General features: G+C 69.1%; 20 protein-coding genes and 1 tRNA gene. 12 read left to right on the top strand and 9 right to left on the bottom strand.

Translation table 11 applies throughout. The annotated features are described in order from the left end of the window. Positions 1 to 260 precede the first annotated feature (260 nt). Complete coding sequence (locus BLR02_RS07065) at positions 261 to 2,030, bottom strand: aminopeptidase P family protein (RefSeq protein WP_090661942.1); 1,770 nt, start codon at positions 2,028 to 2,030, stop codon at positions 261 to 263. Positions 2,031 to 2,214: 184 nt separating this feature from the next. Here BLR02_RS07065 and BLR02_RS07060 point away from each other — a divergent pair, with 184 nt between their 5' ends. Further along, positions 2,215 to 2,493 (top strand): DUF1127 domain-containing protein, encoded by a 279-nt coding sequence (locus tag BLR02_RS07060; protein WP_218127436.1) that lies wholly within the window; start codon positions 2,215 to 2,217, stop codon positions 2,491 to 2,493. A 28-nt stretch (positions 2,494 to 2,521) separates the two neighbouring features. On the opposite strand, the gene BLR02_RS07055 is transcribed toward BLR02_RS07060, so the two are convergent. Then, positions 2,522 to 3,430, bottom strand: coding sequence for a 50S ribosomal protein L11 methyltransferase (locus BLR02_RS07055; protein WP_408735507.1), 909 nt, complete (start codon positions 3,428 to 3,430; stop codon positions 2,522 to 2,524). Then, positions 3,430 to 5,649: an ATP-dependent helicase gene (locus BLR02_RS07050; protein ID WP_245704668.1), complete on the bottom strand. Its 2,220-nt coding sequence runs from the start codon at positions 5,647 to 5,649 to the stop codon at positions 3,430 to 3,432. Before BLR02_RS07050 ends, BLR02_RS07055 begins: the two co-directional genes overlap by 1 nt. Before the next feature lie 61 nt (positions 5,650 to 5,710). On the opposite strand from BLR02_RS07050, the gene BLR02_RS07045 reads away from it, so the two are divergent. Beyond that, complete coding sequence (locus BLR02_RS07045) at positions 5,711 to 6,643, top strand: hypothetical protein (protein WP_176849403.1); 933 nt, start codon at positions 5,711 to 5,713, stop codon at positions 6,641 to 6,643. A gap of 359 nt (positions 6,644 to 7,002) precedes the next feature. After that, complete coding sequence (locus BLR02_RS30825; protein WP_281201032.1) at positions 7,003 to 10,002, top strand: carbohydrate-binding domain-containing protein; 3,000 nt, start codon at positions 7,003 to 7,005, stop codon at positions 10,000 to 10,002. Positions 10,003 to 10,067: 65 nt separating this feature from the next. On the opposite strand, the gene BLR02_RS07035 is transcribed toward BLR02_RS30825, so the two are convergent. Next, positions 10,068 to 10,544, bottom strand: a complete 477-nt coding sequence (locus BLR02_RS07035; RefSeq protein ID WP_090661933.1) for a DUF2171 domain-containing protein — start codon at positions 10,542 to 10,544, stop codon at positions 10,068 to 10,070. 53 nt (positions 10,545 to 10,597) lie between these two features. Beyond that, positions 10,598 to 11,410, bottom strand: a complete 813-nt coding sequence (locus tag BLR02_RS07030; protein ID WP_090564629.1) for a phytanoyl-CoA dioxygenase family protein — start codon at positions 11,408 to 11,410, stop codon at positions 10,598 to 10,600. A 104-nt stretch (positions 11,411 to 11,514) separates the two neighbouring features. Here BLR02_RS07030 and BLR02_RS07025 point away from each other — a divergent pair, with 104 nt between their 5' ends. Next, on the top strand, positions 11,515 to 12,486 hold the full coding sequence (locus tag BLR02_RS07025) for a Bug family tripartite tricarboxylate transporter substrate binding protein (RefSeq protein ID WP_090661929.1): 972 nt from the start codon (positions 11,515 to 11,517) through the stop codon (positions 12,484 to 12,486). Positions 12,487 to 12,717: 231 nt separating this feature from the next. On the opposite strand, the gene metF is transcribed toward BLR02_RS07025, so the two are convergent. Continuing rightward, positions 12,718 to 13,674, bottom strand: coding sequence for a methylenetetrahydrofolate reductase [NAD(P)H] (gene metF / locus BLR02_RS07020; RefSeq protein WP_090564632.1), 957 nt, complete (start codon positions 13,672 to 13,674; stop codon positions 12,718 to 12,720). A gap of 251 nt (positions 13,675 to 13,925) precedes the next feature. Between metF and BLR02_RS07015 the strand changes: the two genes are divergently transcribed. Beyond that, on the top strand, positions 13,926 to 14,699 hold the full coding sequence (locus BLR02_RS07015) for an MlaA family lipoprotein (protein ID WP_090564634.1): 774 nt from the start codon (positions 13,926 to 13,928) through the stop codon (positions 14,697 to 14,699). 24 nt (positions 14,700 to 14,723) lie between these two features. Then, positions 14,724 to 15,377 carry an MlaC/ttg2D family ABC transporter substrate-binding protein gene (locus BLR02_RS07010; protein WP_090564636.1) on the top strand — a complete coding sequence of 218 codons (654 nt, stop codon included), beginning with the start codon at positions 14,724 to 14,726 and terminating at the stop codon, positions 15,375 to 15,377. Between the two features lie 193 nt (positions 15,378 to 15,570). Here the strand turns inward: BLR02_RS07010 and BLR02_RS07005 are convergent, their stop codons facing one another. Together BLR02_RS07005 and ettA are read right to left on the bottom strand one after the other, a co-directional pair. Then, a complete protein-coding gene (locus tag BLR02_RS07005) occupies positions 15,571 to 16,095 on the bottom strand; it encodes a GNAT family N-acetyltransferase (RefSeq protein ID WP_090564638.1) in 525 nt (174 codons plus the stop codon). A gap of 5 nt (positions 16,096 to 16,100) precedes the next feature. Continuing rightward, complete coding sequence (ettA, locus tag BLR02_RS07000) at positions 16,101 to 17,780, bottom strand: energy-dependent translational throttle protein EttA (protein ID WP_090661926.1); 1,680 nt, start codon at positions 17,778 to 17,780, stop codon at positions 16,101 to 16,103. A 398-nt stretch (positions 17,781 to 18,178) separates the two neighbouring features. Between ettA and BLR02_RS06995 the strand changes: the two genes are divergently transcribed. Genes BLR02_RS06995 through BLR02_RS06980 form a run of 4 tightly spaced genes read left to right on the top strand, consistent with a single transcriptional unit; the run spans position 18,179 to position 21,881 of the window. Continuing rightward, a complete protein-coding gene (locus tag BLR02_RS06995; protein ID WP_090564642.1) occupies positions 18,179 to 18,751 on the top strand; it encodes a carboxymuconolactone decarboxylase family protein in 573 nt (190 codons plus the stop codon). Between the two features lie 57 nt (positions 18,752 to 18,808). Then, the gene (locus BLR02_RS06990) at positions 18,809 to 20,818 is read left to right on the top strand and encodes an FUSC family protein (protein ID WP_090661923.1); all 2,010 of its coding nucleotides are present in this window, start codon (positions 18,809 to 18,811) and stop codon (positions 20,816 to 20,818) included. After that, positions 20,815 to 21,039: a DUF1656 domain-containing protein gene (locus tag BLR02_RS06985; protein WP_090564646.1), complete on the top strand. Its 225-nt coding sequence runs from the start codon at positions 20,815 to 20,817 to the stop codon at positions 21,037 to 21,039. The genes BLR02_RS06990 and BLR02_RS06985 overlap by 4 nt, the downstream gene beginning before the upstream one ends. Further along, positions 21,036 to 21,881, top strand: a complete 846-nt coding sequence (locus BLR02_RS06980; protein ID WP_245704667.1) for an efflux RND transporter periplasmic adaptor subunit — start codon at positions 21,036 to 21,038, stop codon at positions 21,879 to 21,881. The genes BLR02_RS06985 and BLR02_RS06980 overlap by 4 nt, the downstream gene beginning before the upstream one ends. Before the next feature lie 3 nt (positions 21,882 to 21,884). Here the strand turns inward: BLR02_RS06980 and BLR02_RS06975 are convergent. Further along, positions 21,885 to 21,957, bottom strand: a tRNA-Ile gene (locus tag BLR02_RS06975). A 71-nt stretch (positions 21,958 to 22,028) separates the two neighbouring features. Between BLR02_RS06975 and BLR02_RS06970 the strand changes: the two genes are divergently transcribed. Next, on the top strand, positions 22,029 to 22,448 hold the full coding sequence (locus tag BLR02_RS06970; RefSeq protein WP_245704666.1) for a CoA-binding protein: 420 nt from the start codon (positions 22,029 to 22,031) through the stop codon (positions 22,446 to 22,448). A 155-nt stretch (positions 22,449 to 22,603) separates the two neighbouring features. Then, on the top strand, positions 22,604 to 23,395 hold the full coding sequence (locus BLR02_RS06965; protein ID WP_090661917.1) for a DUF2076 domain-containing protein: 792 nt from the start codon (positions 22,604 to 22,606) through the stop codon (positions 23,393 to 23,395).

The following is a 23,395-nucleotide window of genomic DNA, read 5'->3' as shown; positions in this document are numbered from 1 at the left end:
TGGGGCCAATGAGATTGTCCTGCCCACCATCGACAGCGCCCCGCGCGCCAGCGGCAGCCGCTTGGTGATCGGCATCGGTGGATGGGAGGGGTTCCGCATGGCACTGCCCGAGCCTGGCGAGGCCGGCCATGGCAGCACCCACGCGGCGCTCGTGCTCCAGGGCTTCGGGCCCGGGATGTCACCGCTCGGCTGACGGGCACCGACCTCACCCTCATCCTGCCGGGCGCGGGTGATGCGATCACCAAGCGCGCACCATGACACTAGATCGGGCGGCATGCCTCCTCGAGCCAGGCGGCCGTTGCCGCATCGCAGCCGGGCGCGACCAGGGCGAGGACGCGGGCGTGGTAGGCATCCACCCAATCCAGCTCCGCCGGCGTCAGCAGGGCGGGGTCGATCAAGGCGCGGTCATAGGGGGCAAGGGTCAGCGTCTCGAATTCGAGGAAGGGCTTCACCTGATCCGGCTGCGCCTCGGCATCCCGCACCAGCAGCAGGTTCTCGATGCGGATGCCGTACTGGCCCGGCAGGTAGTAGCCCGGCTCGTCCGACAGGATCATCCCCGCCGCCAGCGGCACTGGCTTGGCGGCGCGGCTGATGGAGGCCGGCCCCTCATGCACCGAGAGGAAGCTGCCAACGCCGTGCCCCGTGCCATGGTCGAAATCGAGCCCGGCCTGCCACAGCGCGCGGCGGGCAATGGCATCGATATGGGGCCCGGCCACGCCCTTCGGGAAGCGCAGCGTGGCAAGGCCGATATGACCCTGCAGTACCCGCGTGTAGCGTGCCCGGAGCGTCGCCGGCGCGAGGCCGGGTCCTGTCCAAAGCGTACGCGTCACATCGGTCGTGCCGTCGAGAAACTGCGCCCCGCTGTCGATCAGGTAGCACTCGTCCGGGTGGATGGGCCGGTTGCTCTCCGGCGTCACCCGGTAATGCACGATGGCGCCATTCTCCCCTGCCCCGCTGATGGCGGGGAAGCTCTCCGCCTGGAACAGCGGGACCTCACGGCGGAAGGCGAGCAGGCGGTCGGCGGCGCTGATCTCGCTCTCCCGCCCGCTTGGTGCTGCGGCGGCGAACCAGGCCAGGAAGCGCGCCAGGGCCACCGCATCCCGCCGGTGGGCGCTGCGCGCGCCCTCGCGCTCCACCGGATTCTTGCAGGCGCGTGGCAGGCGACAGGGGTCCTCGCCCGGGACGATGGTCGCGCCGGCCTCGCGGAGGCGGGCGGCGAACCAGGCAGGCGTCGCCTCGGCATCGATCCGCACCCGCTTGCCGGTGAGCGCGGCGAGCGCCGCCGCCAGCTCGACCCGCGGCCGTACCACCACGTCATTGCCGAGATGCGCCCGCGTCTCGGGCGGGATCTTGCCCGGCTCCATGTAGAGTTCGGACGAGGCATCGGCGCGCAGCAGGGCGAAGCCTAGGGCGAGCGGGGTATGCGCCAGGTCGCCGCCGCGGATGTTCAGCAACCAGGCGAGCGAATGCGGATCGGCCAGCACCACGGCATCCTCGCCGGCGGCGCGCAGGGTCTCGGCTGCCGTCGCGCGCTTCTCCGCCGCGGGGATGCCAGCGTAGCGCAGCGGATGGGGTTGGGCCGCGGCCATGGGCGGGGCGGGGCGGTCGCTCCAGACCGCATCCAACGGGTTGGCGGGTAGCGGGACGAAGGTGACGCCGGGCTTTTCCAGCCGCGCCAGCGCCGCCTCGGCATGCAGCCAGGGGTCGTAGCCGATGCGGCGGCCGGCGGCGTGCTCGGCCAGCCAGTCTGCGGCCGGCTGTTCCGTGATGTGGCGCTGCTCCCAGAGCGCCGGGTCGGTCTGCTGCGCGGCCTGGGTGGTGTAGCGGCCATCGGCGAAGAGCGCGGCGCGGTCCATCAGCACCACGGCGAGGCCGGCGCTGCCGGTGAAGCCGGTCAGCCAGGCGAGGCGCTCGCCCGAGGGCGGCACGTATTCCCCGAGATACTCGTCGGCGCGGGGGATGAGGAAACCATCGACCCCAGCGCGGGCGAGTTCGGCGCGGAGGGCGGCGAGGCGTTCGGCGGGTGTCATCGGCACTCCTCACGAATTGGTAAAGCAAAAATGCAGGGTGTTACAGGAAGTCCCGCATGAAACGCATGGCTCCGCTGTGCCCTTCGCACGAGCAACAATCCTTCTCCGAGCCTAATTGCTGCATTGCGAAGCGAGACGGGAATGCCTGCCTCGCCCCGGATCGCAAGAGATTGGAACCCTGACAATGGACGCCCGCATGACCAAGGCGGAGGCGGCTCTGCTCCTCCCCCTGCCCCGCAACCCCGCTGCCGAGCAGATGGCCTCGCTGCGCGAGGCGGCCGGCCGCGCGAACCAGGCTGCGCTGGTGAAGGGCCTCGCCCGGATCGCCGATGCGATCCTCGGCTGGCCGGCCCGCGCCCGGCTCCGCGCCGAGCTGGCCTCGCTCTCGGAGCGTGAACTGGCCGATATCGGCCTGACCCGCGGCGATCTCAGCCGCGTCGCGCGGGGCGAACTCACCCGCTGAGGCCACAGGCTGCGAGAGGTCAGCACCGTTATCGGCGCAGGACCAGGGTGGTCCACGCGCCGATATCGATGCGCCGCTCCAGCACCAGCCCCTGACGCCGATGCGCCGCCAGCACCAGCCGGGCCTGGGTACCCAGGAGGCCGGCGAGGATGGCGGTGCCGCCCGGCGCCAGATGCAGCGCCAGCTCCCGCGCCATGGCGCAGAGCGGGCGCGCCAGGATATTGGCGAAGATCAGGTCGTAGCGGCCCGGCCGCATCACCCGGCTCTTCCAGCCATCGGCCAGCCGCGGCCGCAGCAGCCGCTGCACCTCGTTGAGGGCCGCATTCTCCGCCGCGACGCGGACCGACCAGGGGTCGATATCCGTCGCCAGCACCGGCCGCTTCAGCCATTTCGCCGCCGCCAGCGCCAGGATCGCCGAGCCCGTGCCGAGATCGAGGATCCGGCGCGGGCGGCGATGCGCCATGGCCTCGAACGCCATCAGGCAGCCCTGGGTCGAGGCATGCTCGCCGCTGCCGAAGGCCATGCCCGCATCCAGCCGCAGCACGATGCGGCCATAGGTGACCGGGTTCGGCAGATGGGTCGGGCGGATGAGGAAGCGGCGACCGATCGGCGCCTCCGGAAAGCTCTGGATGGTCCGGGCGAGCCAGCCTTCGGCCTCGATCGGGCCGGTCTGCAAGACGGGTTGCTCGATGCCGGAGACCAGGGCGGCGAGCGCGAGGGCACCTTCCAATTCGTCATCGCCGGCGCCCGCCTCGCGCACGCCCTCGATCCGCCAGGTCTCGCTCGGCTCGTCGCGGAAATAGGCGACCGTCGCGCAGACGGTCTGGAAGGCGGCCTCGAAGGCAGGGACGGCCGCCTCCGGCAGCCCCTCGATCGCCAGCACCTCCAGCGGCTCGGCACGGCGGCGAGAGAGGGGCATCGGCCATTCGGCAGGCATCAGGCACGCTCCAGGAAGCTGTCGAGGACCCGCTTGGGGTCGGATTTCTCGAAATCCACCTCGACGCGGTTGTCGTCCACCGCGGTCACGCGGCCGTAGCCGAATTTCTTGTGGAAGACCCGCTCGCCGGGCTTCAGCGGCTGCGCATGGGAGGGACGGGCCTGCACCTCCCAGGCGCCGGCCTCGATCACCCGCGGCTTGCGCGATTGCAGCCCGCCGGCGCCGGTGAAGACGGAGGGCATGTCGGCCACCCGCTGCCGCGCCATGCTGGCGCTGCCCTCGCGCTGGATATGGGCAGCTGGCAATTCCTCGAGGAAGCGGCTGGGGACGGAGGCGGACCAATTGCCGTAGATGCGGCGGTTGGCGGCGGCGGAGATGATGGCCTGCTTGCGCGCGCGGGTGATGCCCACGTAAGCGAGGCGGCGCTCCTCCTCGAGACCCTTCTCGCCCCCCTCTTCCATGGCGCGGGCATGGGGAAAGAGTCCCTCCTCCCAGCCGGGAAGGAAGACGGTGTCGAATTCCAGCCCCTTCGCGGCATGCAGAGTCATCAGCGAGAGACGGTCGCCATCCGAATTCTCGTCATTCTCCATCACCAGCGCGACATGCTCGAGGAAGCCGGCGAGGCTCTCGAACTCGCCCAGCGCGCGGATGAACTCCTTCAGGTTCTCGAGCCGACCCGGCGCCTCGGGCGACTTGTCCTGCTTCCACATCTCCGTATAGCCGCTCTCGTCCAGCAGCGTGGCGGCGACGACGACATGACCCTCCTTCGCCAGCCCCTCGCGCCAGCGGGCGAAGCCGTGCAGCAACTCGCCGAGAGCGGCGCGTGGCTTGGCCGTCAGGCTCGGCAGCAGGCGATGCGCGGCGGCGGCGAGGGGGATGCTCTCGCCGCGGGCGATCTCGTGCATCCGGCGTATCGCCGTGTCGCCGAGACCGCGCTTGGGGGTGTTGACGATGCGCTCGAAGGCCAGGTCGTCCGCCGGCTGGGCGAGGACGCGCAGATAGGCCATGGCGTCGCGGATCTCGGCGCGCTCATAGAATTTCAGGCCACCGACGACGCGATAGGGCAGTCCAAGCGTGATCAGCCGCTCCTCGAAGGCGCGGGTCTGGAAGCCGGCGCGCACCAGGATGGCGATCTCGGCGAGCTTGTGGCCGCTGCGCTGGAAGGCCTCGATCCGCTCGCCGACCATCCGCGCCTCCTCCTCCGAATCCCAGAGCGAGACGACGCGCACCTTCTCCCCCTCGGCATCGTTGCGCCCGGTGCGCAGCGTCTTGCCGAGCCGGCCGGAATTATGCGCGATGAGATGCGAGGCGGTCGCGAGAATCGGCTTGGTCGAGCGGTAATTCGATTCGAGCCGCACCACCTTGGCGTTCGGGAAATCCTTCTCGAAGCGGAGGATGTTCTCGATCTCGGCACCGCGCCAGGAATAGATCGACTGGTCGTCGTCGCCGACGCAGCAGATGTTCCGGTGCCCCTGCGCCAGCAGGCGGAGCCAGTAGTACTGGACGAGGTTGGTGTCCTGGTACTCGTCCACCAGGACGTAACGCAAGCGGCGGTGCCAATCCGCCAGCACCTCCGGATGGGTGCGGAAGATCTCCGTCATGTGGAGCATGAGGTCGCCGAAGTCGCAGCAATTGAGGTCGCGCAGGCGGGACTGGTAGGCGGCGTAGAGGCCGCGTGCCTTGCCGGCGGCGTAGTCGGTGTCCTCGGCGGGGGTGACGCGCTCGGGCGAGAGGCCGCGATCCTTCCATCGCTGGATCTGGCCCATGAGCCCCTGGGCGGGCCACCGCTTCAGGTCGATGCCCGCCGCCTCCATCACCTGCTTCAGCAGGCGCATCTGGTCGTCGGTGTCGAGGATGGTGAAGCCACTGGTCAGCCGCACCAGCTCGGCATGGCGGCGGAGCATGCGGGCGCAGAGGGCATGGAAGGTGCCGAGCCAGAGCCCCTCGGCTGGCTGGCCGAGGATGCTGGAGACGCGCTCCCGCATCTCCCGCGCTGCCTTGTTGGTGAAGGTGACGGCGAGGACCTGGCCCGGCCAGGCGCGGCCGGTCTTCAGCAGATGGGCAAAGCGGGTGGTCAGCACCCGGGTCTTGCCGGTGCCGGCCCCGGCCAGGATCAGCACCGGGCCGTCGAGCGTCTCGACCGCCTCCCGTTGCTCGGGGTTGAGGCGGGCGAGGTAGTCATCGCCGGAGGAAGGGGGGGTGGGGAGTGGTGCGGACACCCCCCTGCATATAGAACGTCGAGCGAACCTCTCCAACCGCGCCGGTGCCCCCGAACCTCCTTTGGCCCTGCATCGCCTCCTCGACTGGTTCGCGCGCCATGGCACGGCGCTGCTCGCCGCCAGCATCCTCGCCGGCATCGCCTGCGCGCCCCTGGCCGCGGCGACGCGGGGGGTGGTGAGCCCGGCGGTCGCGCTGCTGATGACGCTGGTGCTGCTGCGGATCGACCCTGCGCAGATCCTGGCCTGGGTGCGGCGGCCCTGGCTGGTGGCGGGACTCTCGGCCTGGGTGTTGCTGGCCTGCCCGGTGATCGCCTTTGGGGTGACACGGGTGGCGGGGCTGGACGGGCCGCTCGGTGCCGGCCTGGTGCTGATGGCGGCGAGCTGCGCGGCGACCACGGCTCCGGCCTTCGCCCGGCTCAATGGGCTGGATGCCGAGATCAGCCTGCTGGTGGCCCTGGTGACGACGGCGCTGGTGCCCTTCACCGCGCCGCCCCTGGCGCTTGGCCTGCTCGGGTTTGACCTCGCCATCTCCGTCGGCGGACTGATGCTGCGTCTGCTCCTGGTGGTCGGGCTGCCGGCGCTGGCGGCGCTGCTGTTGCGGCGGCTGTTGGGCCCGGCACGGCTGGAGGCGGCGGGCCGGTCGGTCGATGGCTTGGTCGTGGTGGTGCTGGTAGTCTTCGCCTTCGGTGTGATGGATGGCGTCCAGGCGCGATTGGTGGCCGAGCCGCTCTGGGTGTTGGGCGGGATGGCGCTGGCGCTCGCCGGCAATCTCGGCCTGAACGCATTGACGGTGCTGCTGCTGCGTCCGGCCGGGCTGCGGCTGGCGCTGGCGGCAGGGCTGCTCGCAGGCAACCGCAACCAGGCCTTGTTCCTGGCCGTGCTGCCAGCGGCGGCCGATCCGGGTGTGCTACTCTTCTTCGCGCTCGGCCAGGTGCCGATGTTCCTCAGCCCCTTCCTGCTCAGGCCAGTCTATGGGCGGCTGATGCAAGGCTGATCGCCTGCATGGAGAGGCCAAGCCGCGACCGATGCGGCAGCAACTCACTGCGTGAGAGACCCGAGAGGCCCTCAAACGTGAAGGGTCAGCTGCGGGATTTCGCGTTATAGTTGAAAAAGCGGCTGGCTCTTGGGCTGCCGCGGGTTTATCAATACGAAATCGTACCTATTTGCCGGCGGCCGACGCTGATCGGCTGCGCCTCTTCGTACCTAACCAGCTTGTTCGATCTTTAATCGTATTGGTTCCATGATCACGCAATATTTTATGCTCACATTCGGTAGAGCGATTGACTGAAATATCAACTGATGGTTGTATACGCAGGCCGAGAGCGCCTCTCGGCGCCGAGCAACGAGGGTTCTATGTCCGTCATCACCGGTACCTCCGCCAAGGATACGATCCAGGGGACCGCTGGGTCCGACACCATCACCGGCGGCGCAGGCGCCGATCTGCTGACCGGTGGTGCAGGCGCGGACTTGTTCGCCTTCAAGAAGGGTGACGGCGCTGACACGATCACCGATTTCAAGCTTGGCACCGACCGGCTGTCCCTCAGCAGCGGCACCTACAAGCCCTGGATCTACGAGACCTCGGTCAATGGGGTCTGGGGGACCAGCCTCGTCTACAACGCGTCCAGGATGGATACCGTCTTCCTGCCCAAAATGACCGGGCTGAAGATCGACTGGTTGCTGGATCCGAAGCTGGCGCCATCACCGACCCTGTCGGCGACGCAGTCCCTGACGACTCAGTCCCTGACGACCACGGCTACGGTCGCGCCCGCCTTCGCCCCGGTCGCCCTCACCGCCGGAAGCGGCAGCGACAGCCTGGTGCTGAAGATCACCCAGGACGCCTGGAACGGCAGCGCGCAGTATGTGGTGAAGGTCGATGGCGTGCAGATCGGCGGCACCTTCACCGCCTCGGCGCTCCATGGCTCGGGCCAGTACGACACCCTCACCCTGAAGGGCAACTGGGTTGTCGGCACGCACAAGGTCGAGGTGACCTTCCTCAACGACGGCTGGGGCGGCACCGCTGATACCGACCGCAACCTCTATGTCGAAGGCGCGACCTATAACGGGAAGGCGGTCCAGAGCTCGGCGCTCGACCTGACCAAGGTGCTCCAGCAATCCTTCAGCTTCGTCGAGGAGCCGCCGCTTTCCGCCTTCGTCCCCGTCCACCTCACCGCCGGGACGGGTCCCGATACCCTTGTCCTCAAGCTGAGCCAGGATGCCTGGCAGGGCAGCGCCCAGTATATCGTGAAGGTCGATGGCGTGCAGGTCGGCGGCACCTTCACCGCCTCCGCACTCCACAGTTCCGGCCAGTCCGACACCCTCACCCTGAAGGGTGACTGGGCCGTTGGCACCCATAAGGTCGAGGTCACCTTCCTCAACGATGGCTGGGGCGGCACCGCCGATACCGACCGCAACCTCTATATCGACAGCGCCAGCTACAACGGCAAGGCGATCGACGGCTCGACCCTCGCCCTGACCAAGCTGCTGCAACAGAATTTCACCTTCGTCGATCAACCCCCGCCTTCCGCCTTCATCCCTGTCAACCTCACGGTCGGGAGCGGGACCGACCACCTGGTGCTGAAGATCAGCCAGGACGCCTGGGCGGGCAGCGCCCAGTACACCGTCACGGTCGATGGCGTGAAGTTCGGCGGCACCTTCACCGCCTCGGCCCTGCACAGTTCCGGGCAGTACGATACCCTCACCCTGAAGGGGGATTGGTCGGCCGGCACCCATAAGGTCGAGGTCAACTTCCTCAATGACGGCTGGGGCGGCTCCGCCAGTACGGACCGCAACCTCTATGTCGACGGCGCCATCTACAATGGCAAGACAGTCGATGCCTCGAGCCTGAGCCTCGGCCGCACCGGCATCCAGGCCTTCAACTTCGTCGAGCAGCCGAGCTTCGCCCCCGTCAACCTCACCGCCGGGACCGGGACCGACAGCCTCGTCCTCAAGCTCAGCCAACAGGCCTGGAGCGGCAGCGCCCAATACACCGTGAAGGTGGATGGTACGCAGATCGGCGGCACCTTCACGGCTTCGGCGCTCTATGGCTCCGGCCAGTTCGACACCCTCACCCTGAAGGGCGACTGGGTCGCCGGCACCCACCAGGTCGAGGTCAACTTCCTCAATGACGGCTGGGGCGGCTCACTCGCCGCCGACCGCAACCTCTACCTCGACAGCGCCACCTACAACGGCAAGGCGGTGGCGGAATCGCAGCTCGACCTGACGGCAACGGGTATCAAGTCCTTCTCCTTCTTCGAGGCCCCGCCCCCCTCCGCCAACCTCACCCTGACCGGCACCGCCGATGCCGACACGCTGACCGGCAAGCTTGGCGCCGACACGATCATGGGCGGCGCCGGCAACGACACCATCACCGGCGACCTGGGCGATGACCAGTTGACCGGCGGTAGCGGTGCCGACGTCTTCAAGTTCACGCCGGGTGATGGGCAGGACGTCATCACCGACTTCAAGGTCGGCGAGGATCGCCTCTCCTTCGCCACGGACGGCACCTATGTCGCCTGGGGCGAGACGGTCACGAAGGGCGGCGTTACCGGTACGCTCATCCATTACGGGACGAGCGAGGGCGATGGCGTGTTCCTGGCCGGTGTCACCGGCGCGGCGATGAACACGCTGGTCGACCCGAACTGGAGCTACGCGCCCTTGACCGGCTCGGGCGAGTTCGGCGGCCTGGTCTTCCAGGACGAGTTCAGCGGGACCCGGGTCGACTCGACGAAATGGCCGATCAGCTACGGCAACGCGACCTACTGGAACGGCGCCTTCCGCTGGGACAGCTCGGAAGTCAGCGTCGGCAACGGCGCGCTCAATATCGGCGTGAGCAAGCAGGCCGACGGCATCTGGACCACGGGCGGCATCTCGACGACGCCCAACCAGTGGAATCCCGGCTTCTCCTTCATGTACGGCAAGGTCGAGATCATGGCCAAGGTAAGCGAGGAGGTCTGGGGGGCGGGTCCGTGCTTCCTGCTTTGGCCCTCCGCGGACGGCGTCTGGCCGCCGGAGGTCGATATCCTCGAGACCCCGAAGGGCGGCGGGATGTTCACGGAGCACTGGGCCGATGCCAATGGCGGCGATGTCTTCGTCACCCACTCCTTCGAGCTCGACCTGACCCAGTGGCATGTCTACGGGCTGGAATGGACGCCGGACCGCCTGACGATGACGGTCGATGGCCAGGTGATGAAGACCTATACGGACAACATCCCGCACCAGATGATGACCGTCGGGCTGCAGGGCCATGTCGGCGCCGCCAGCGAAACCTGGTATGGCGGCTCGCCGAACGACACCGGCGTCAACCACCTCGATATCTCGGTGGATTTCGTCCGCGTCTACGACTGGCTCGGTTGAGGCCAGGCCGCATCGGAGCATGATCGGCGCGCCATGAGGCGCCGGTCATGCTCCGGGCAGACCAATCAGAGGTCGGGGTCGCCCCGCCCGCTCGGGTCCATGTTCGGGTCATTGGCGATGCCGCCGCCGCTGCCCATGCTGTGCGAGGCAGTGCCCCCTGCCCCGCCGCCGCTCGGCGCCCTGCTGCCGCCGCCATGGATATTGCCGCTCGCGCCGCCCTCCATGGGCGAGATGCCGGTGCGGTCCGGGCGGGCGATCCCCTCGTCGCTGGGCGCGCTCCCCTCCTCCATCGCCTCGGGCGACATGCCTCCCACCACCATGGCACGGGCCTGTTGCGCCGGCAGGGTGAGCCAGACGCGGCTACCCTCCACCATGCGAATGGCCGATAGCGGGACCAGGTGATGGTGCTGGCCGCTGCCATCCGGGTCGTCGCGCCGCGTCAGCTTGATCGCGCCGCGCTCCATCCCATCCACCGTGCCGACATGCTCGCCATCGGCACCCACCACTTCCATATGCGGGCGAATCTCACCGGAACCGGACATCGCTGCCTCCTTCCTCTGTGGAGGCAGCAACGGCTGAACCGGCGGACGGATGCCTATTCCGCCGCCTGCTTCCAGCGCCGTGCGTAATCGGTCAGCGCCTCGGCGGGCACCGGCTCGATCGGGGTGAAGTCGCGATGGGCAATCCAGTCCGGCCGGGTCGGGCTGCGGATGTGGTTCGAGACCGCATTGAGCGTCAGATAGACGATCTTCCGCGGATAGGGGGTGATGTTCGGCGCCGAGCCATGCACCAGGTTGCCATGGAACATCAGCACGCCGCCCGGCTTGCCTGTCGGGGCGACGATCCCGCCTTCCTCCACCAGCCGTGTCACCACCGCATCGTCCAGCGTCCAGAGCGGGTAGGAGGTGGTGCTGGTGTCGTGCCCGGCCTCGAGCGTGCCGTGCCTCTGGCTGCGCGGGATCAGCATCAGCGGGCCGTTGATCGGCATCACCTCGTCGAGGAAGACGGCGATGTTCATGGCGCGCGGCTCCGGCATCCCGTCATCGCGGGCCCAGGTGCCGTAATCCTGGTGCCACTGCCAGACATCGCCGGTGAAGGCCGCCTTCGCATTGATCTTGAACTGATGCATGTAAAGCTGCTCGCCGAAGATCTGCTCCACCGGCCCGATCAGCCGGGGATGCGCGCCGAGCAGGCGGAAGGCCTCGTTGAAGGTATGGGCGGCGAAGGCGGTGCGGGGCGCGCCGGACTTCTCGCGCCAGATCTCCGGCCGATTCTCGGCATAGATCGCTTCGGCCTCCCGTGACAGGACGGCGATCTCCTCGGGGTTGAAGGTCTCGGGAAGGAAGAGCCATCCCTCTTCCTCGAATTGGCGCAGTTGTTCCGCGCTTAGCGGGCCCTCGTTCTGCATCGCCATTTCCTCCCTTGGCGTTGTGTAGACTGTAGGCTGCTTGCCGCCTGGCCCTCAAAGCCTTTCCACCAGGATGGCAGGTGCATGCCAAGGGAGGTTCCGTCATGCCGCACCGCATCCCACGCCGCCCCTTGCTGGCGGCCGCACTTGCCCTGCCCCATCTGGCCGGCGCAGCGGATGCCTGGCCAAGCCGGCCGGTGCGGATCGTCATCAGCTGGCCACCTGGCGGCGGGGCCGATATCCCCATGCGGCTGGCGGCGCCGGCCATGCAGGGGGTGCTCGGCCAGCCTCTGGTGCTGGAGAACCGGGCGGGGGCCAGCGGCTCGGTCGGCGCCGGCGTCGTCGCCCAGGCGGCGGCGGATGGCTATACCGCGCTGGCCGATACGGCGGCGGGGGCGGTGAACAACCTGCTCATTCCAGGCCTGCCCTATGATTTCGCGGCTGCACTGACACCGGTCAGCCAGATGGTGAAGTCGCCCCTGCTCTGCGTCGTGCGGACGGACCATCCGGCGAAGGACCTCCAGGGGCTGCTCGCCCGGCTGCGCTCGGCGCCGGGGCAGATCCCCTATGCCTCCTCCGGGGTCGGCACGATGACGCATATGGCGCCGGTCATGCTGCTGCGGCAGGCCGGGGTCGTGGCCAACCATGTCTCCTACCGGGGCGGCGCCGCCTCGGTCGCCGGCATCCTGGCCGGCGATGCCGAATTCGTCTTCTCCACCCTGCCCCAGGCCGCGCCGCTGGTGCTGGAGGGACGGCTGCGCGGCCTCGCCGTCAGCACGATCGACCGGTTGCCCAACCTGCCCGCGGTGCCGACCGTGGCGGAGCAGGGCTTTGCTGGCTTCGACATCTATGACTGGCTCGGTTTCTACGTGCCTCGGGGTACGCCGCAGTTGATGATCGACCGCCTCGCCGCGGCCGCGGCTGCCGGCATGCGGGACCCGCAGGCGGTGAAACGGCTGGGGGAGATCGGCATGGTCCCGGTCGGCAGCGACCCTGGCGAGTTCCAGGCCTTCTTCACCGAACAGCGGAACCGGATGAGTGAGTTGATCCGGGCCGAGAACATCCGGGTCGAGTGATCAGCCGTCGCGCACTGGCCAGGTATCCGCTTCCTGCCCGGCGCTCCCGTCTGCCTGATACGCAGGCAATCTACCCGCTGACCGAGAGCCGCTTCGGGCGCGGAGTGGATTTGAACCAAGCGTGCCCGCCGAGGACGCACCCATAGTTGGGGCGGCGAACTCGGCCCTGGTCGCATGGCTCAGGTCGCTGACGACACCATGTCGCCGCCAGATCAACGTCTCGGACGAGCCTTACGCCGCGGCCGGCGCGCCCGGGCGGGCTCCCAGGATATGGGCGATCGCATAGACCAGGTCGGGCCGGTTCAGCGTGTAGAAGTGGAATTCGTCCACGCCATTGGCCTGCAGCAGCCGCACCTGCTCCGCCGCCAGCACCACCGAGACCATCCGCCGGGTCTCAGGGTCTTCGTCCAGCCCCTCGAAGAGACGCCCCATCCAGGGCGGCACCCCGGCACCGCACATGGCCGAGAATTTCTTCATCTGGTGAAAGTTCGAGACCGGCATGATCCCGGGGACGATCGGCAGGGTGATGCCGGCCGCAGCGCAGCGGTCGAGGAAGCGGAGATAGACGTCCGTATCGAAGAAATACTGGGTGATCGCCCGGGTGGCCCCCGCATCGATCTTCCGCTTCAGGTTGTCGAGGTCATGGTCCGCCGAGAGCGCCGTCGGATGCATCTCCGGATAGGCGGCGACGCTGATCTCGAAGGGCGCGATCCGGGCAAGCCCGGCCACCAGGTCGGCGGCATAGGCATAGCCGTCCGGATGCGCCTCGTAGCGCTCGGCCCCGGCCGGCGGGTCGCCTCGCAGCGCCACGATGTGCCGCACCCCTGCATCCCAATAGGCTCGCGCCACGTCATCCACCTCGCCGCGGGAGGCGCCGACGCAGGTCAGGTGGGCCGCCGGGGTCAGGCTGGTCTCCCGGACGATCCGAGCCACCGTCGCATGCGTGCGCGCCTGGGTGGTGCCGCCGGCGCCGTAGGTGACCGAGACGAAGCACGGCCGCAGCGGCTCCAGCCGGCGGATGCAGGACCAGAGTTGCGCTTCCAGCGCGTCGGTCTTCGGCGGAAAGAATTCGAAGGAAAGCAGCGGAGCCGGCAGTTCGGCAAAGTTCGGCAGCCCTCCGAAACGGGGGCCGGTCAGCCAGCGTTGCAGGGTTCCCTGCGGCGGGGTCTCGGGAAGCGCGTGGTCCATGGCGGTGTATCTGCCCATCCGGGGTCACATTCGCAAGCATTGCATAGCGATACAGATTGGGGCGTTATCGGTTACATCGGATCAAGGTTATATGGGTGCAAGCCATGACCCTCTCGGCATGGCATGCGGATGCATGGCACTTCGCCGACCGGAGCCCATGTTCCGGATGTTCGTGCTCTTCGATGAAAGCAGTGTGACATATGCGCCAGCCGACCAGACCTCGCCCCCCCGGGGCCCGTGCCGCATTGGCCATGCCGCTCCTGGCGGCCGCCTTGCTGGCCGGCTGCGCCACGCGGCCCCCTGCCTCGGATCCTGAGTCGCTCGCCGAATACGAGCAGACCAACGACCCGGCCGAGCCCACCAATCGCCGCCTTTATGCCGTCCATCAGGCGATCGACCAATATGCGCTGCGCCCGGTGGCAGTCGGCTACCGTGCCGCCGTGCCGCAGCCGGTTCGCACCGGCATCCGCAACGTGCTCGGCAACCTCCGCACGCCGGTGATTCTGGCGAATGACATGCTGCAGGGCGAGCCGCGGCGGGCGGGTGACACCCTGGGCCGCTTCGTCATCAACTCCACCATCGGCCTCGGCGGCATTTTCGACGTCGCCGAGCGCTGGTTCGGGGTGCGTGGCCATGCCGAGGATTACGGCCAGACCCTGGCCCGCTGGGGTGTCGGCGAGGGGCCCTACATCTTTGTCCCCGTCCTCGGCCCCTCCAACCCGCGCGACCTGGTGGGCTTCGGCCTCGGCATCGTCTCCGACCCGCTGAGCTGGTTCGGCCAGGGTGCGGTGGTGGACGGGCTGGTATATGGCCGGACCGGCATCACCGTGGTCGATACGCGGGAAAGCCTGATCAACACCATCGACGATGTGAACCGGACCTCACTCGACAGCTATTCCACCCTGCGCAGCGCCTATCGCCAGCGCCGGGCCGCCGAGATCAGCAATCAAGGAGAGGTCGCCCCCGCGGCGGCCGGATCGACCGGCTACGGCGTTGGGACTGGTATGGACCAGCAGCGCCGATAAGCCGGCTCCAGGAGACAGACGATCATGCATGACTTCAACCGCCGTACCCTGCTTGGCGCGGCCCTGGCCCTCACCGCCACGGGCTTCGGCACCTTGGGCTTCCCGGGGCCAGCCCTGGCCCAGGCCGATATTGGCCGGGCGGCTAATTTCATCCAGACCACCGGGCAGGACCTGGTGGCGGCGATCAACGACCAGAGCCGTGACATCGCCGCCCGCCGCCAGCGGGTGTCGGCCGTGCTGCGCCGCGCCGTGGATGTCGACGGCGTCGGCCGCTTCATCATCGGCCGCTGGTGGCGCCAGGCCTCCGCACAGGAGCAGCAGGAATACATGAAGCTGTTCGAGGAGACGCTGATCCGCAACCTCTCCGCCCGCTTCGGGGAGTATCAGGGCGTGCGCTTCTCGCTCGGCCGCTCGCAGCAGCGCACCGAGGATGATGTGCTGGTCAACACCATCATCGAGCGGCCGAACAGCGCACCCTTCTCGCTCGATTGGCGCGTGGCCGAGATCGGCGGGCAGCCGAAGGTGGTCGATGTCATCGCCGAGGGCACTTCGCTGCGGCTGACCCAGCGCAGCGAGTATTCCAGCGTGATCCAGCGCAACAACGGCTCCGTCGCCGCGCTGCTGCAGGCGATGCGCGGACAGATCCAGCAGCTCGCAGCACGCGAGCAGGGCCGCTAAGGCGGCTTCCGCTCGCCTCGGCGGCGCACAGGCTCCGCTCGACCCGTTTGTCAGTGGCTATTGGCTCCGATCAGGTGGTTCCACCTGATCGGGGCTTGCGCTGAGCGAGACTTCCGGCAACTCGTGACAAGGCCGAGCGCCGCCCGCCATGGCTTGGGCGGTGGGACATAGCCATGACCCTGTGCCGACCGCGCTAGGCCAGGCTCTCGTAGACGATCATATGGCGGCCGCGGTAGTCGAAGGCATCGCATGCCTCCATGCCGATGTCGCTCAGCACCTGGCGGGAAGCCCGGTTCTCCTCCCAGGCCACGGCGATGATGCGGGCAAGCCCCGCGCGATGGCCGAATTCGAGCCCCGCCCGTGCCGCCTCCCGGGCATATCCATGGCCGCGGCACTCAGGCCAGAGGGCGAAGCGCAGCGCGACGCCACGCCCGTCCGGCCGTTCCATCAGCCCGCAGATGCCGAGGAACTCGCCGCTCTCGGTGTGGAAGACGCACCAGGTGCCGTAGCCGCGCACGGCCCAGAAATCGATGTCGTCCTCCAGCTCCTCCCGCGTCCGCGCCTCCGAGCGGGTGCCGTGCAGCATCAGCTCGAAGACGCGGGAGTCCCCCTTCAGCCGGATGAGATCCGGCAGGTTCTCCTTGCCCGGGGGCGCCAGGGTCAGGCGCGCGGTGCGGACCAGCCGTGCCGGCAGCGGCACGGGATGCGCATGACGCATGCCCGCTACCGGGTCAGCGGGCGGTACTTGATCCGGTGCGGCTGGTCGGCCGCGGCACCGAGGCGGCGTCGCTTGTCCGCCTCATAGGCCTGGAAGTTGCCCTCGAACCACTCGACATGGCTGTCACCCTCGAAGGCGAGGATGTGGGTCGCAAGCCGGTCGAGGAACCAGCGGTCATGGCTGATGATGACGGCGCAGCCGGCGAAATCGGCCAGCGCCTCCTCAAGCGCGCGGAGGGTGTCCACGTCGAGGTCGTTGGTCGGCTCGTCGAGCAGCAGCACGTTGTGAGGCGTCTTCAGCATCTTCGCCAGGTGTACGCGGTTGCGCTCGCCGCCCGAGAGCACGCCGACCGGCTTCTGCTGGTCGCCACCCTTGAAGTTGAAGGCAGCGCAATAGGCCCGGCTCGGTACCGAGCGCTTGCCCATCACGATCTGGTCCTGGCCTTCAGAGATTTCCTGCCAGACCGTCTTCTTGTCGTCGAGGCTGTCGCGGCTCTGGTCGACATAGCCAAGCTGCACGCTTTCGCCGACCGTCATCGTGCCGCTATCGGGCTTGTCGACACCGGTGATCATCTTGAACAGCGTCGTCTTGCCGGCGCCGTTCGGGCCGATGACGCCGACGATGCCACCCGGCGGCAGCTTGAAGGAGAGGTCGTCGATCAGCAGCCGGTTGCCGAAGCCCTTGCGGATGGCGTCCGCCACGATGACGGTGTTGCCGAGGCGCGGGGCGGGCGGGATCTGGATCTCGGTCGGATCGGGCGCCTTGTCCTGGCTCCGGGCCAGCAGCTCCTCATAGGCCTGGATGCGGGCCTTCGACTTGGCCTGCCGGGCGGAGGGGCTGCGGCCAATCCATTCCTGCTCCTCGGCGAGCTGGCGCTGGCGGGTGCTCTCCTCCTTCTCCTCCTGGGCGAGGCGCTTCCTCTTCTGCTCCAGATAGGCGGAGTAGTTGCCCTGGTAGGGGATGCCGCGGCCGCGATCGACCTCGAGGATCCAGTTGGTGACGTTGTCGAGGAAGTAGCGGTCGTGGGTGACGATCAGCACGGCGCCGGTATAGTCGCGCAGCGTCTTCTCGAGCCAGGAGACGCTCTCGGCATCGAGGTGGTTGGTCGGCTCGTCGAGCAGCAGCATCTCCGGCTTCTCGAGCAGCAGCCGACAGAGCGCCACGCGCCGCCGCTCGCCACCCGAGAGGTTGGTCACCGGGCTCTCGGCCGGCGGGCAGCGCAGCGCGTCGAGGGCGATCTCGACGGTGCGGTCGATCTCCCAGCCATTGCCGGCGTCGATCTTCTCCTGCAGGTCGGCCTGCTCGGCCAGCAGGTCGTTCATCTTGTCGTCCGACATCTCCTCGCCGAATGCGAGCGAGATCTCGTTGAAGCGGTCGAGATGGCCCTTCATGTCCCGGAAGGCGAGCATCACGTTCTCGCCCACGGTCAGGTCGGGCTCCAGATGCGGCTCCTGCGACAGGTAGCCGACGCGGACGCCCTCGGCCGCCCAGGCCTCGCCGCCGAACTCCTTGTCCTGCCCGGCCATGATGCGCATCAGCGTCGACTTGCCGGCGCCGTTCGGGCCAAGCACGCCGATCTTCACATCCGGCAGGAAGGACAAGGTGATGCCTTTGAAGACCTCGCGCCCGCCCGGATAGGACTTGGTCAGGTCTTTCATCACATAGGCGTACTGGTAGGAGGCCATGGCATCAGTCCTGAGGGGGGGCGGGTTGTCGTGGGTTCTAGCGCCGGGGGCTCCTCAGGGAAAGCGGCGCGCCATGCCGGTGGCGTCCCGGCCGCACCGGACGGCTTGCTCTGCGTGAGCCATGGTGGGAGCGGACCGTCCCACGTCTTGGCCAATCATGCGGCAAATCGGCCAGGAATTGGGCCGTCTGGGATAAATTTGCACAGCTTCCGAGCTTGCGGCAGCGGCGGAGCAGCGCCTAGCCTCCCCCTCGCCTGCCGGAGCGTCACATGCAGCGGACCGCACCCTGCAGCAGCTGACATCTCCGGGCCGGGGCGCGCATCGCAGGATGGATGCCCGGGCCACGGCCTCCTGGCCACAACCCGCACCGGGCGGCCAAAACCTCCAAGGATCCTGCCATGCGCCTCCCCCTGATCCAGCCCGATGCCCTCACCGAGGAGCAGAAGCCGCTCTATGCCGATATGCGCTCCGGCATCGAGAAGAACTTCAAGGGCTTCGCCACCATCGACGGTGACGGCGCCCTGCTCGGCCCCTGGAACCCCTGGCTGCATCAGCCGAAATTCGGTGGGCCGATCTGGGAACTGACCAAGGCGATGTCCTTCTCGCCGAGCCTGCCGAAGCCGGTTCGGGAGATCGCCATCCTCGTCACCGGCGCGCATTTCCACTCAGCTTACGAGATCTACGCCCATGTCATCGCCGCCGAGCAACGCGGCCTCTCGGACGACACCCTGGCCACCATCGTCGCCGGCCAGCGTCCGGGCGACCTTCCCCGCGATCAGGCCATTGCCTATGACATCGCCTCGGCCCTGGTCGGCGGCGGGGTGCTGCCGGCGCTCAGCTACCGCCAGGCGGTGCAGGAATTCGGCGAGCATGGGGCGGCCGAGCTGATCTACCTGGTCGGCCTCTACTGCATGGTCTCGGTCACGCTGAACGGCTTCGACGTGCCGGTCCCGGAGGAGGAGCGCGGCTGAACCCCCGCTCGGCCGCCGCGTTCCCGCCCGGCCGCGCAGAGGGCAAGTGGGACATAGATGGTGGATTGGCTGCCTGGCCGGCGGGAGTGGCTGTTCTCCCTCGTCACCTTCGCCGCGGCGGTGCTGGCCCTCTTCATCGCCTTCGGCACCGGTCTCGAACGGCCCTATTGGGCGGCCACAACGGTCTATATCACGGCCCAGGGCTCGGCCGGCGCGCTCCGCGCCAAAGGGATATGGCGGCTTTGCGGCACCTTTGTCGGCGCCGCCTTCGCCGTCCTCGCCGTACCCAACCTGGTGAATGCCCCGCCCCTGCTGGTGCTCGCCATGGCGATCTGGGTCGGCGGCTGCCTTGCCGCGGCGCTGCTGGACCAGACGCCGCGCAGCTATGGCTTCATGCTGGCCGGCTACACGGCCGGCATCATCGGCTTCCCATCGGTGGACGCACCGGACGCCATCTTCACCACCGCGCTGCTGCGGGTGGAGGAGATCAGCCTCGGCATCGCCTGCGCCTGGGCGCTGCATGCCATCCTGCTGCCGCGCCCGGCGACGCCGCAGCTGCTCCGCCGGCTGGAGGCCTGGACAGCCGATGTCGCCCGCCTTGCCGGCGATGCGCTATCCGGCGGCGTGCCAAGCCTGGCGGAGGACCGCCGCCGGCTGGCACGCGACGGCACCGCGCTCGATGCCATGTTCCAGCAGGCGCGCTACGAGGATGGCGGCCGCGCGACGCTGCGCTGGTTGCCCGTGCTACGCGCCGAGGCCCGGCGCATGCCGGTCCTCGCCAGCGCGGCGGGCGACCGGGTCGCCGCCTTGCAGGCTGCCGATCCGGCGGCGCTGGCCCGGATCGAGCCGCTCCTGCGGGAGGTCGCCGCCGCCATCGGCGCCCAGGTAACGCCGGAGGCGGTGCAGGCGCTCGACGCCCGTCTCGCCGCCGCCGAGCGCGACGCCGCGGCCGAAGGGGGCTGGCCAGGCCTGCTGCGCGAGGGGCTGATGGACCGCCTGCGCGAGCTGCTGAGCACATGGGCGGCCTGCCGCGCGCATGCGGGACGAATCCTTGCCCAGGACAGCGGTTCCTATGCCGGCCCCTCGCCCGAGGCCGGGCTGCGCCTGCCCGGCCATGCCGACCTGCTGCTGGTCGGGCTGTCAGGCCTTGCGGCCGGTCTTTCCGTCATCACCTGCTGCGCCTTCTGGATCCTTGCCGGCTGGCCCGACGGTGCGACCGCCGCCATGATGGCCGCCGTCGGCGCCAGCCTCTTCGCCCAGCTCGATGACCCGGCGCCGGCCATCTTCCGCTTCATGCAGGGCACGCTGATCGCCGTGGCGGTCGCCGGGATCACCCTCTTCGCCATACTGCCGATGGTGGACGGGTTCGTGCCGCTGGTGATCGTGCTCGGCCTGCTCTACCTGCCGATCGGCGCCCTGTTCGCGGTGCCGAGCCTCACGCCCCGGATGGCCCCCACCGCCATCAACGGTTTCGCCCTGCTGGCCCTGCAATCGACCTACGGGGCGGAATTCGCCGGCTTCATCGAGGGCGGGATCGCCATGATGGTCGGCTTCGGCACGGCGCTGACCGTCACCCGGCTGGTGCGCGGGGCCGGCGTCGCCTGGCGGGTGGACCGGCTGGTGCAGGCCGACAGGCGGGACCTGGTGCGGCTGGCGGAGGGGCGGCGTCCGGCCGATCTCCGTCGCATCGCCGCTGCCATGCTGGACCGCTTCGAGGCCCTGGCCGCCCGGCTCGGCGCTGCCGATGCCTCGGCGATGGGGCAACGGGAACTGGCCGAGTTGCGGGCCGCCTTCAACCTGCTGCGGCTACGCCGGGCGGCCCCGGTGCTGGCAGAGGCGACACAACGCGCCGTGGAGGACGCCATCGGCGCCACCGCCGGGCTGGTCCGCGGCAGCCTGGCGCCGGAAGCGGCCCTGGCAAGGATCGACGCCGCCCTGTTCGCCGCGCTGCCCGAACCCAGCGCACGCCCGGCCGCCCTTGCCCTCAGCGGGTTGCGGATGGCGCTCTTCCCCCGGGCGGCACCACCGAGCCTGCTGCCTCCGCCCCCGGCGGCGCTCGCCGCATGATCGCCGAGTTCGACATCTTCGGCGTCTTCGTCCCGGCCCTGCTGGTCTGGACGCTCCTGGCGCTGCTGCTGGCCGGGCTGGTGCGGCGGGGTCTGGCCCGGCTGGGTCTCTATCGCCATCTCTGGCACCCGCCGCTCTTCGATGCGGCAGTTTTCCTGCTCCTGCTCGGAGGGATCGTCGCCGCCGCCCATTGGGCTGGCCGCATATGGATCAACGGATGAAGCGCCTCGCCCTCACCTTCCTCGCCGTCCTGCTCGCCGGCCTCGTCGGCTGGCAGCTCTGGGACTACTACATCCTTGCCCCCTGGACGCGGGATGGGCGGGTGCGGGCCGATGTGGTCGGCATCGCGCCCGACGTCTCCGGCCTCGTCGCCGCGGTCGCGGTGCAGGACAATCAGGTGGTGGAGCGTGGCGCCCTGCTCTTCGAGATCGATCGTGCCCGCTTCGAACTGGCGATGCAGCAGGCCGATGCCGCCGCCCAGTCCCGCTGGGAGGTGCTGCAGCAGGCGCAGCGCGATGCCCGCCGCGTCACCCGGCTCGACCAGAGCGCGGTCTCGGTCCAGGCGCAGGAGCGGGCGGTCTCCGAGGCCAACCAGGCCGCCGCGGCCTATGCCCAGGCGATCGCGGAGCGGGACGTGGCGCGCCTCAACCTCGAGCGGTCGCGGGTCATCGCCCCGGTCAACGGGACCGTCACCAACTTCGAGCTGCGGCCGGGCGACTACGTCACCGCCGGCCGCCCGGTACTGGCCCTGCTGGATCGGGATACGCTGCGCGTCGAGGGCTATTTCGAGGAAACCAAGCTGCCCCGGATCGTTCCCGGCGCCCCTGCCTCCGTCCGGCTCATGGGCGAGCGGGCGACCATTCGCGGGCATGTGGAGAGCATCGCCGGCGGCATCGAGGACCGTGACCGAGCTGCCGGGCCCAATCTGCTCGCCAATGTGAACCCGACCTTCAGCTGGGTCCGGCTCGCCCAGCGCATTCCGGTGCGGATCGCAATCGATCAGGTGCCGCCGGGGCTGCGGCTGCTGCCCGGCCGCACCGCGACCGTCAGCATAGGAGAGTAACGATGGGCCCGGCAGGACTCGAACCTGCAACCAAACCGTTATGAGCGGTCCGCTCTGACCATTGAGCTACAGGCCCTTCGCCCGCCAGGAATGCCGGGCGGCGGGGCGGAAGGCAAGCACCCGTCCACCATGGGGAGACAAGACGCCATGTCCGATGCCGAGATCCGCGACATCCTGCTGACCACCCGGCGCATCGCCGTGGTCGGCGCCTCGATGAAACCCGAGCGGCCGAGCCATGGCGTCGCCGGCTTCCTGGTCGGGCGCGGCTATGCCGTGACGCCGGTCAATCCGGGCTTCGCCGGCGAGTCGCTGCATGGGGCAACCATCGCCCCGAGCCTGGACGCCGCCGGGCCGCTCGACATGGTCGATGTCTTCCGCCGCAGCGAGGAGGCCGGCGCGGTGGTGGACGAGGCCATCCGGCTCGGAGCCCGGAGCGTCTGGCTGCAGCTCGGCGTCCGGGATGACGCGGCGGGCGAGCGGGCCCGCGCCGCCGGGTTGCGCTTCGTGCAGGATCGTTGCCCAGTGATCGAGTGGCGCCGCCTCGGCCTGCCGCCGCGCATCGGCTGAGAGCTGGCCCCCTGCCTCAAACGGGCGCGCAACCCCGCCCCCGCTTGAAACGGTTCGGCATCCGGGCCACTTCGCCCTTCGTGGCACCGAGGGCCGGACCAGCCCGGAAACAGGGCGGCGGCCGCCGGGAACGGGGCCAGGGAGACACGAGGACCATGAACGACGAAGAGCGCCGGATCATTACCCAGTTTGTGGAGCGCATCGCCGGAGCGACGGCGGCCGCCCCATCCGCTGGGCCTTGGGGCGGTAGCAGCGTGCCCGCCACTCAGTCGCGACCCAACCTGCCGCCGGTCGATCGTGACGCGGATGCGCTGATCAACGACCTCTTCGCCCGTTATCCGGAGGCCCGCTACCGCATCACCCAGACTGCCTTCGTGCAGGAAGCGGCGCTGGTCGAGTCGCAGAACCGCATCCGCCAGCTGGAATGGGAGGTGCAGAACGCCCAGTCCCAGGCGCAGGCGGCCCAGCAGCAGCGCGGTGGCGGGCTGTTCGGCGGCATGTTCGGCGGCGGCAACCGCCAGCCTCCGCAGATGCCCCCGCCGCCCCAGCCGGTCTATCCCCCGAACTACAACCCGGGGATGCTCCAGCAGCAGCGCGGCGGGTCCGGCTTCCTCGGCACCGCATTGACGACGGCGGCGGGCGTTGCCGGCGGCATGGTGCTCGGCAACATGCTGATGAACGCCTTCTCCGGCAGCCATGGCGCTGCGGCGGCGGCCACCTCCGACGCCACCGGCGGTGGCGGTGATTTCGGCCAGGAGGCAGTGCCCGCCTCCTCGCCCTGGACCGATCCCGGTTCGGCCGCGGCCGATCAGGGCTGGGGTGGCGGGGGCCAGGATTATGGGTCCTCCACCAGTGACGCGACGGGCGGCGGCTACGATACCGATACGAGCAACTACGACACCGGCGGCGTCGACGATGCCGGCGGCGATTACGACGAAGACGTCTGA

Origin of the sequence: Belnapia rosea (assembly GCF_900101615.1) — a bacterium.
In the GTDB taxonomy this organism is placed as follows: domain Bacteria; phylum Pseudomonadota; class Alphaproteobacteria; order Acetobacterales; family Acetobacteraceae; genus Belnapia; species Belnapia rosea.
This window is presented reverse-complemented; position numbering and strand designations above follow the sequence as displayed.

Bases quoted from the DNA above. Each gene is read 5' to 3' on its own strand.
- BLR02_RS07065 (WP_090661942.1), bottom strand. From the start codon at position 2,030: ATGACACCCGCCGAACGCCTCGCCGCCCTCCGCGCCGAACTCGCCCGC.
- BLR02_RS07060 (WP_218127436.1), top strand. From the start codon at position 2,215: ATGGACGCCCGCATGACCAAGGCGGAGGCGGCTCTGCTCCTCCCCCTG.
- BLR02_RS07055 (WP_408735507.1), bottom strand. From the start codon at position 3,430: ATGCCTGCCGAATGGCCGATGCCCCTCTCTCGCCGCCGTGCCGAGCCG.
- BLR02_RS30825 (WP_281201032.1), top strand. From the start codon at position 7,003: ATGTCCGTCATCACCGGTACCTCCGCCAAGGATACGATCCAGGGGACC.
- BLR02_RS07035 (WP_090661933.1), bottom strand. From the start codon at position 10,544: ATGTCCGGTTCCGGTGAGATTCGCCCGCATATGGAAGTGGTGGGTGCC.
- BLR02_RS07030 (WP_090564629.1), bottom strand. From the start codon at position 11,410: ATGCAGAACGAGGGCCCGCTAAGCGCGGAACAACTGCGCCAATTCGAG.
- BLR02_RS07025 (WP_090661929.1), top strand. From the start codon at position 11,515: ATGCCGCACCGCATCCCACGCCGCCCCTTGCTGGCGGCCGCACTTGCC.
- metF (WP_090564632.1), bottom strand. From the start codon at position 13,674: ATGGACCACGCGCTTCCCGAGACCCCGCCGCAGGGAACCCTGCAACGC.
- BLR02_RS07015 (WP_090564634.1), top strand. From the start codon at position 13,926: ATGCCGCTCCTGGCGGCCGCCTTGCTGGCCGGCTGCGCCACGCGGCCC.
- BLR02_RS07010 (WP_090564636.1), top strand. From the start codon at position 14,724: ATGCATGACTTCAACCGCCGTACCCTGCTTGGCGCGGCCCTGGCCCTC.
- BLR02_RS07005 (WP_090564638.1), bottom strand. From the start codon at position 16,095: ATGCGTCATGCGCATCCCGTGCCGCTGCCGGCACGGCTGGTCCGCACC.
- ettA (WP_090661926.1), bottom strand. From the start codon at position 17,780: ATGGCCTCCTACCAGTACGCCTATGTGATGAAAGACCTGACCAAGTCC.
- BLR02_RS06995 (WP_090564642.1), top strand. From the start codon at position 18,179: ATGCGCCTCCCCCTGATCCAGCCCGATGCCCTCACCGAGGAGCAGAAG.
- BLR02_RS06990 (WP_090661923.1), top strand. From the start codon at position 18,809: ATGGTGGATTGGCTGCCTGGCCGGCGGGAGTGGCTGTTCTCCCTCGTC.
- BLR02_RS06985 (WP_090564646.1), top strand. From the start codon at position 20,815: ATGATCGCCGAGTTCGACATCTTCGGCGTCTTCGTCCCGGCCCTGCTG.
- BLR02_RS06980 (WP_245704667.1), top strand. From the start codon at position 21,036: ATGAAGCGCCTCGCCCTCACCTTCCTCGCCGTCCTGCTCGCCGGCCTC.
- BLR02_RS06970 (WP_245704666.1), top strand. From the start codon at position 22,029: ATGTCCGATGCCGAGATCCGCGACATCCTGCTGACCACCCGGCGCATC.
- BLR02_RS06965 (WP_090661917.1), top strand. From the start codon at position 22,604: ATGAACGACGAAGAGCGCCGGATCATTACCCAGTTTGTGGAGCGCATC.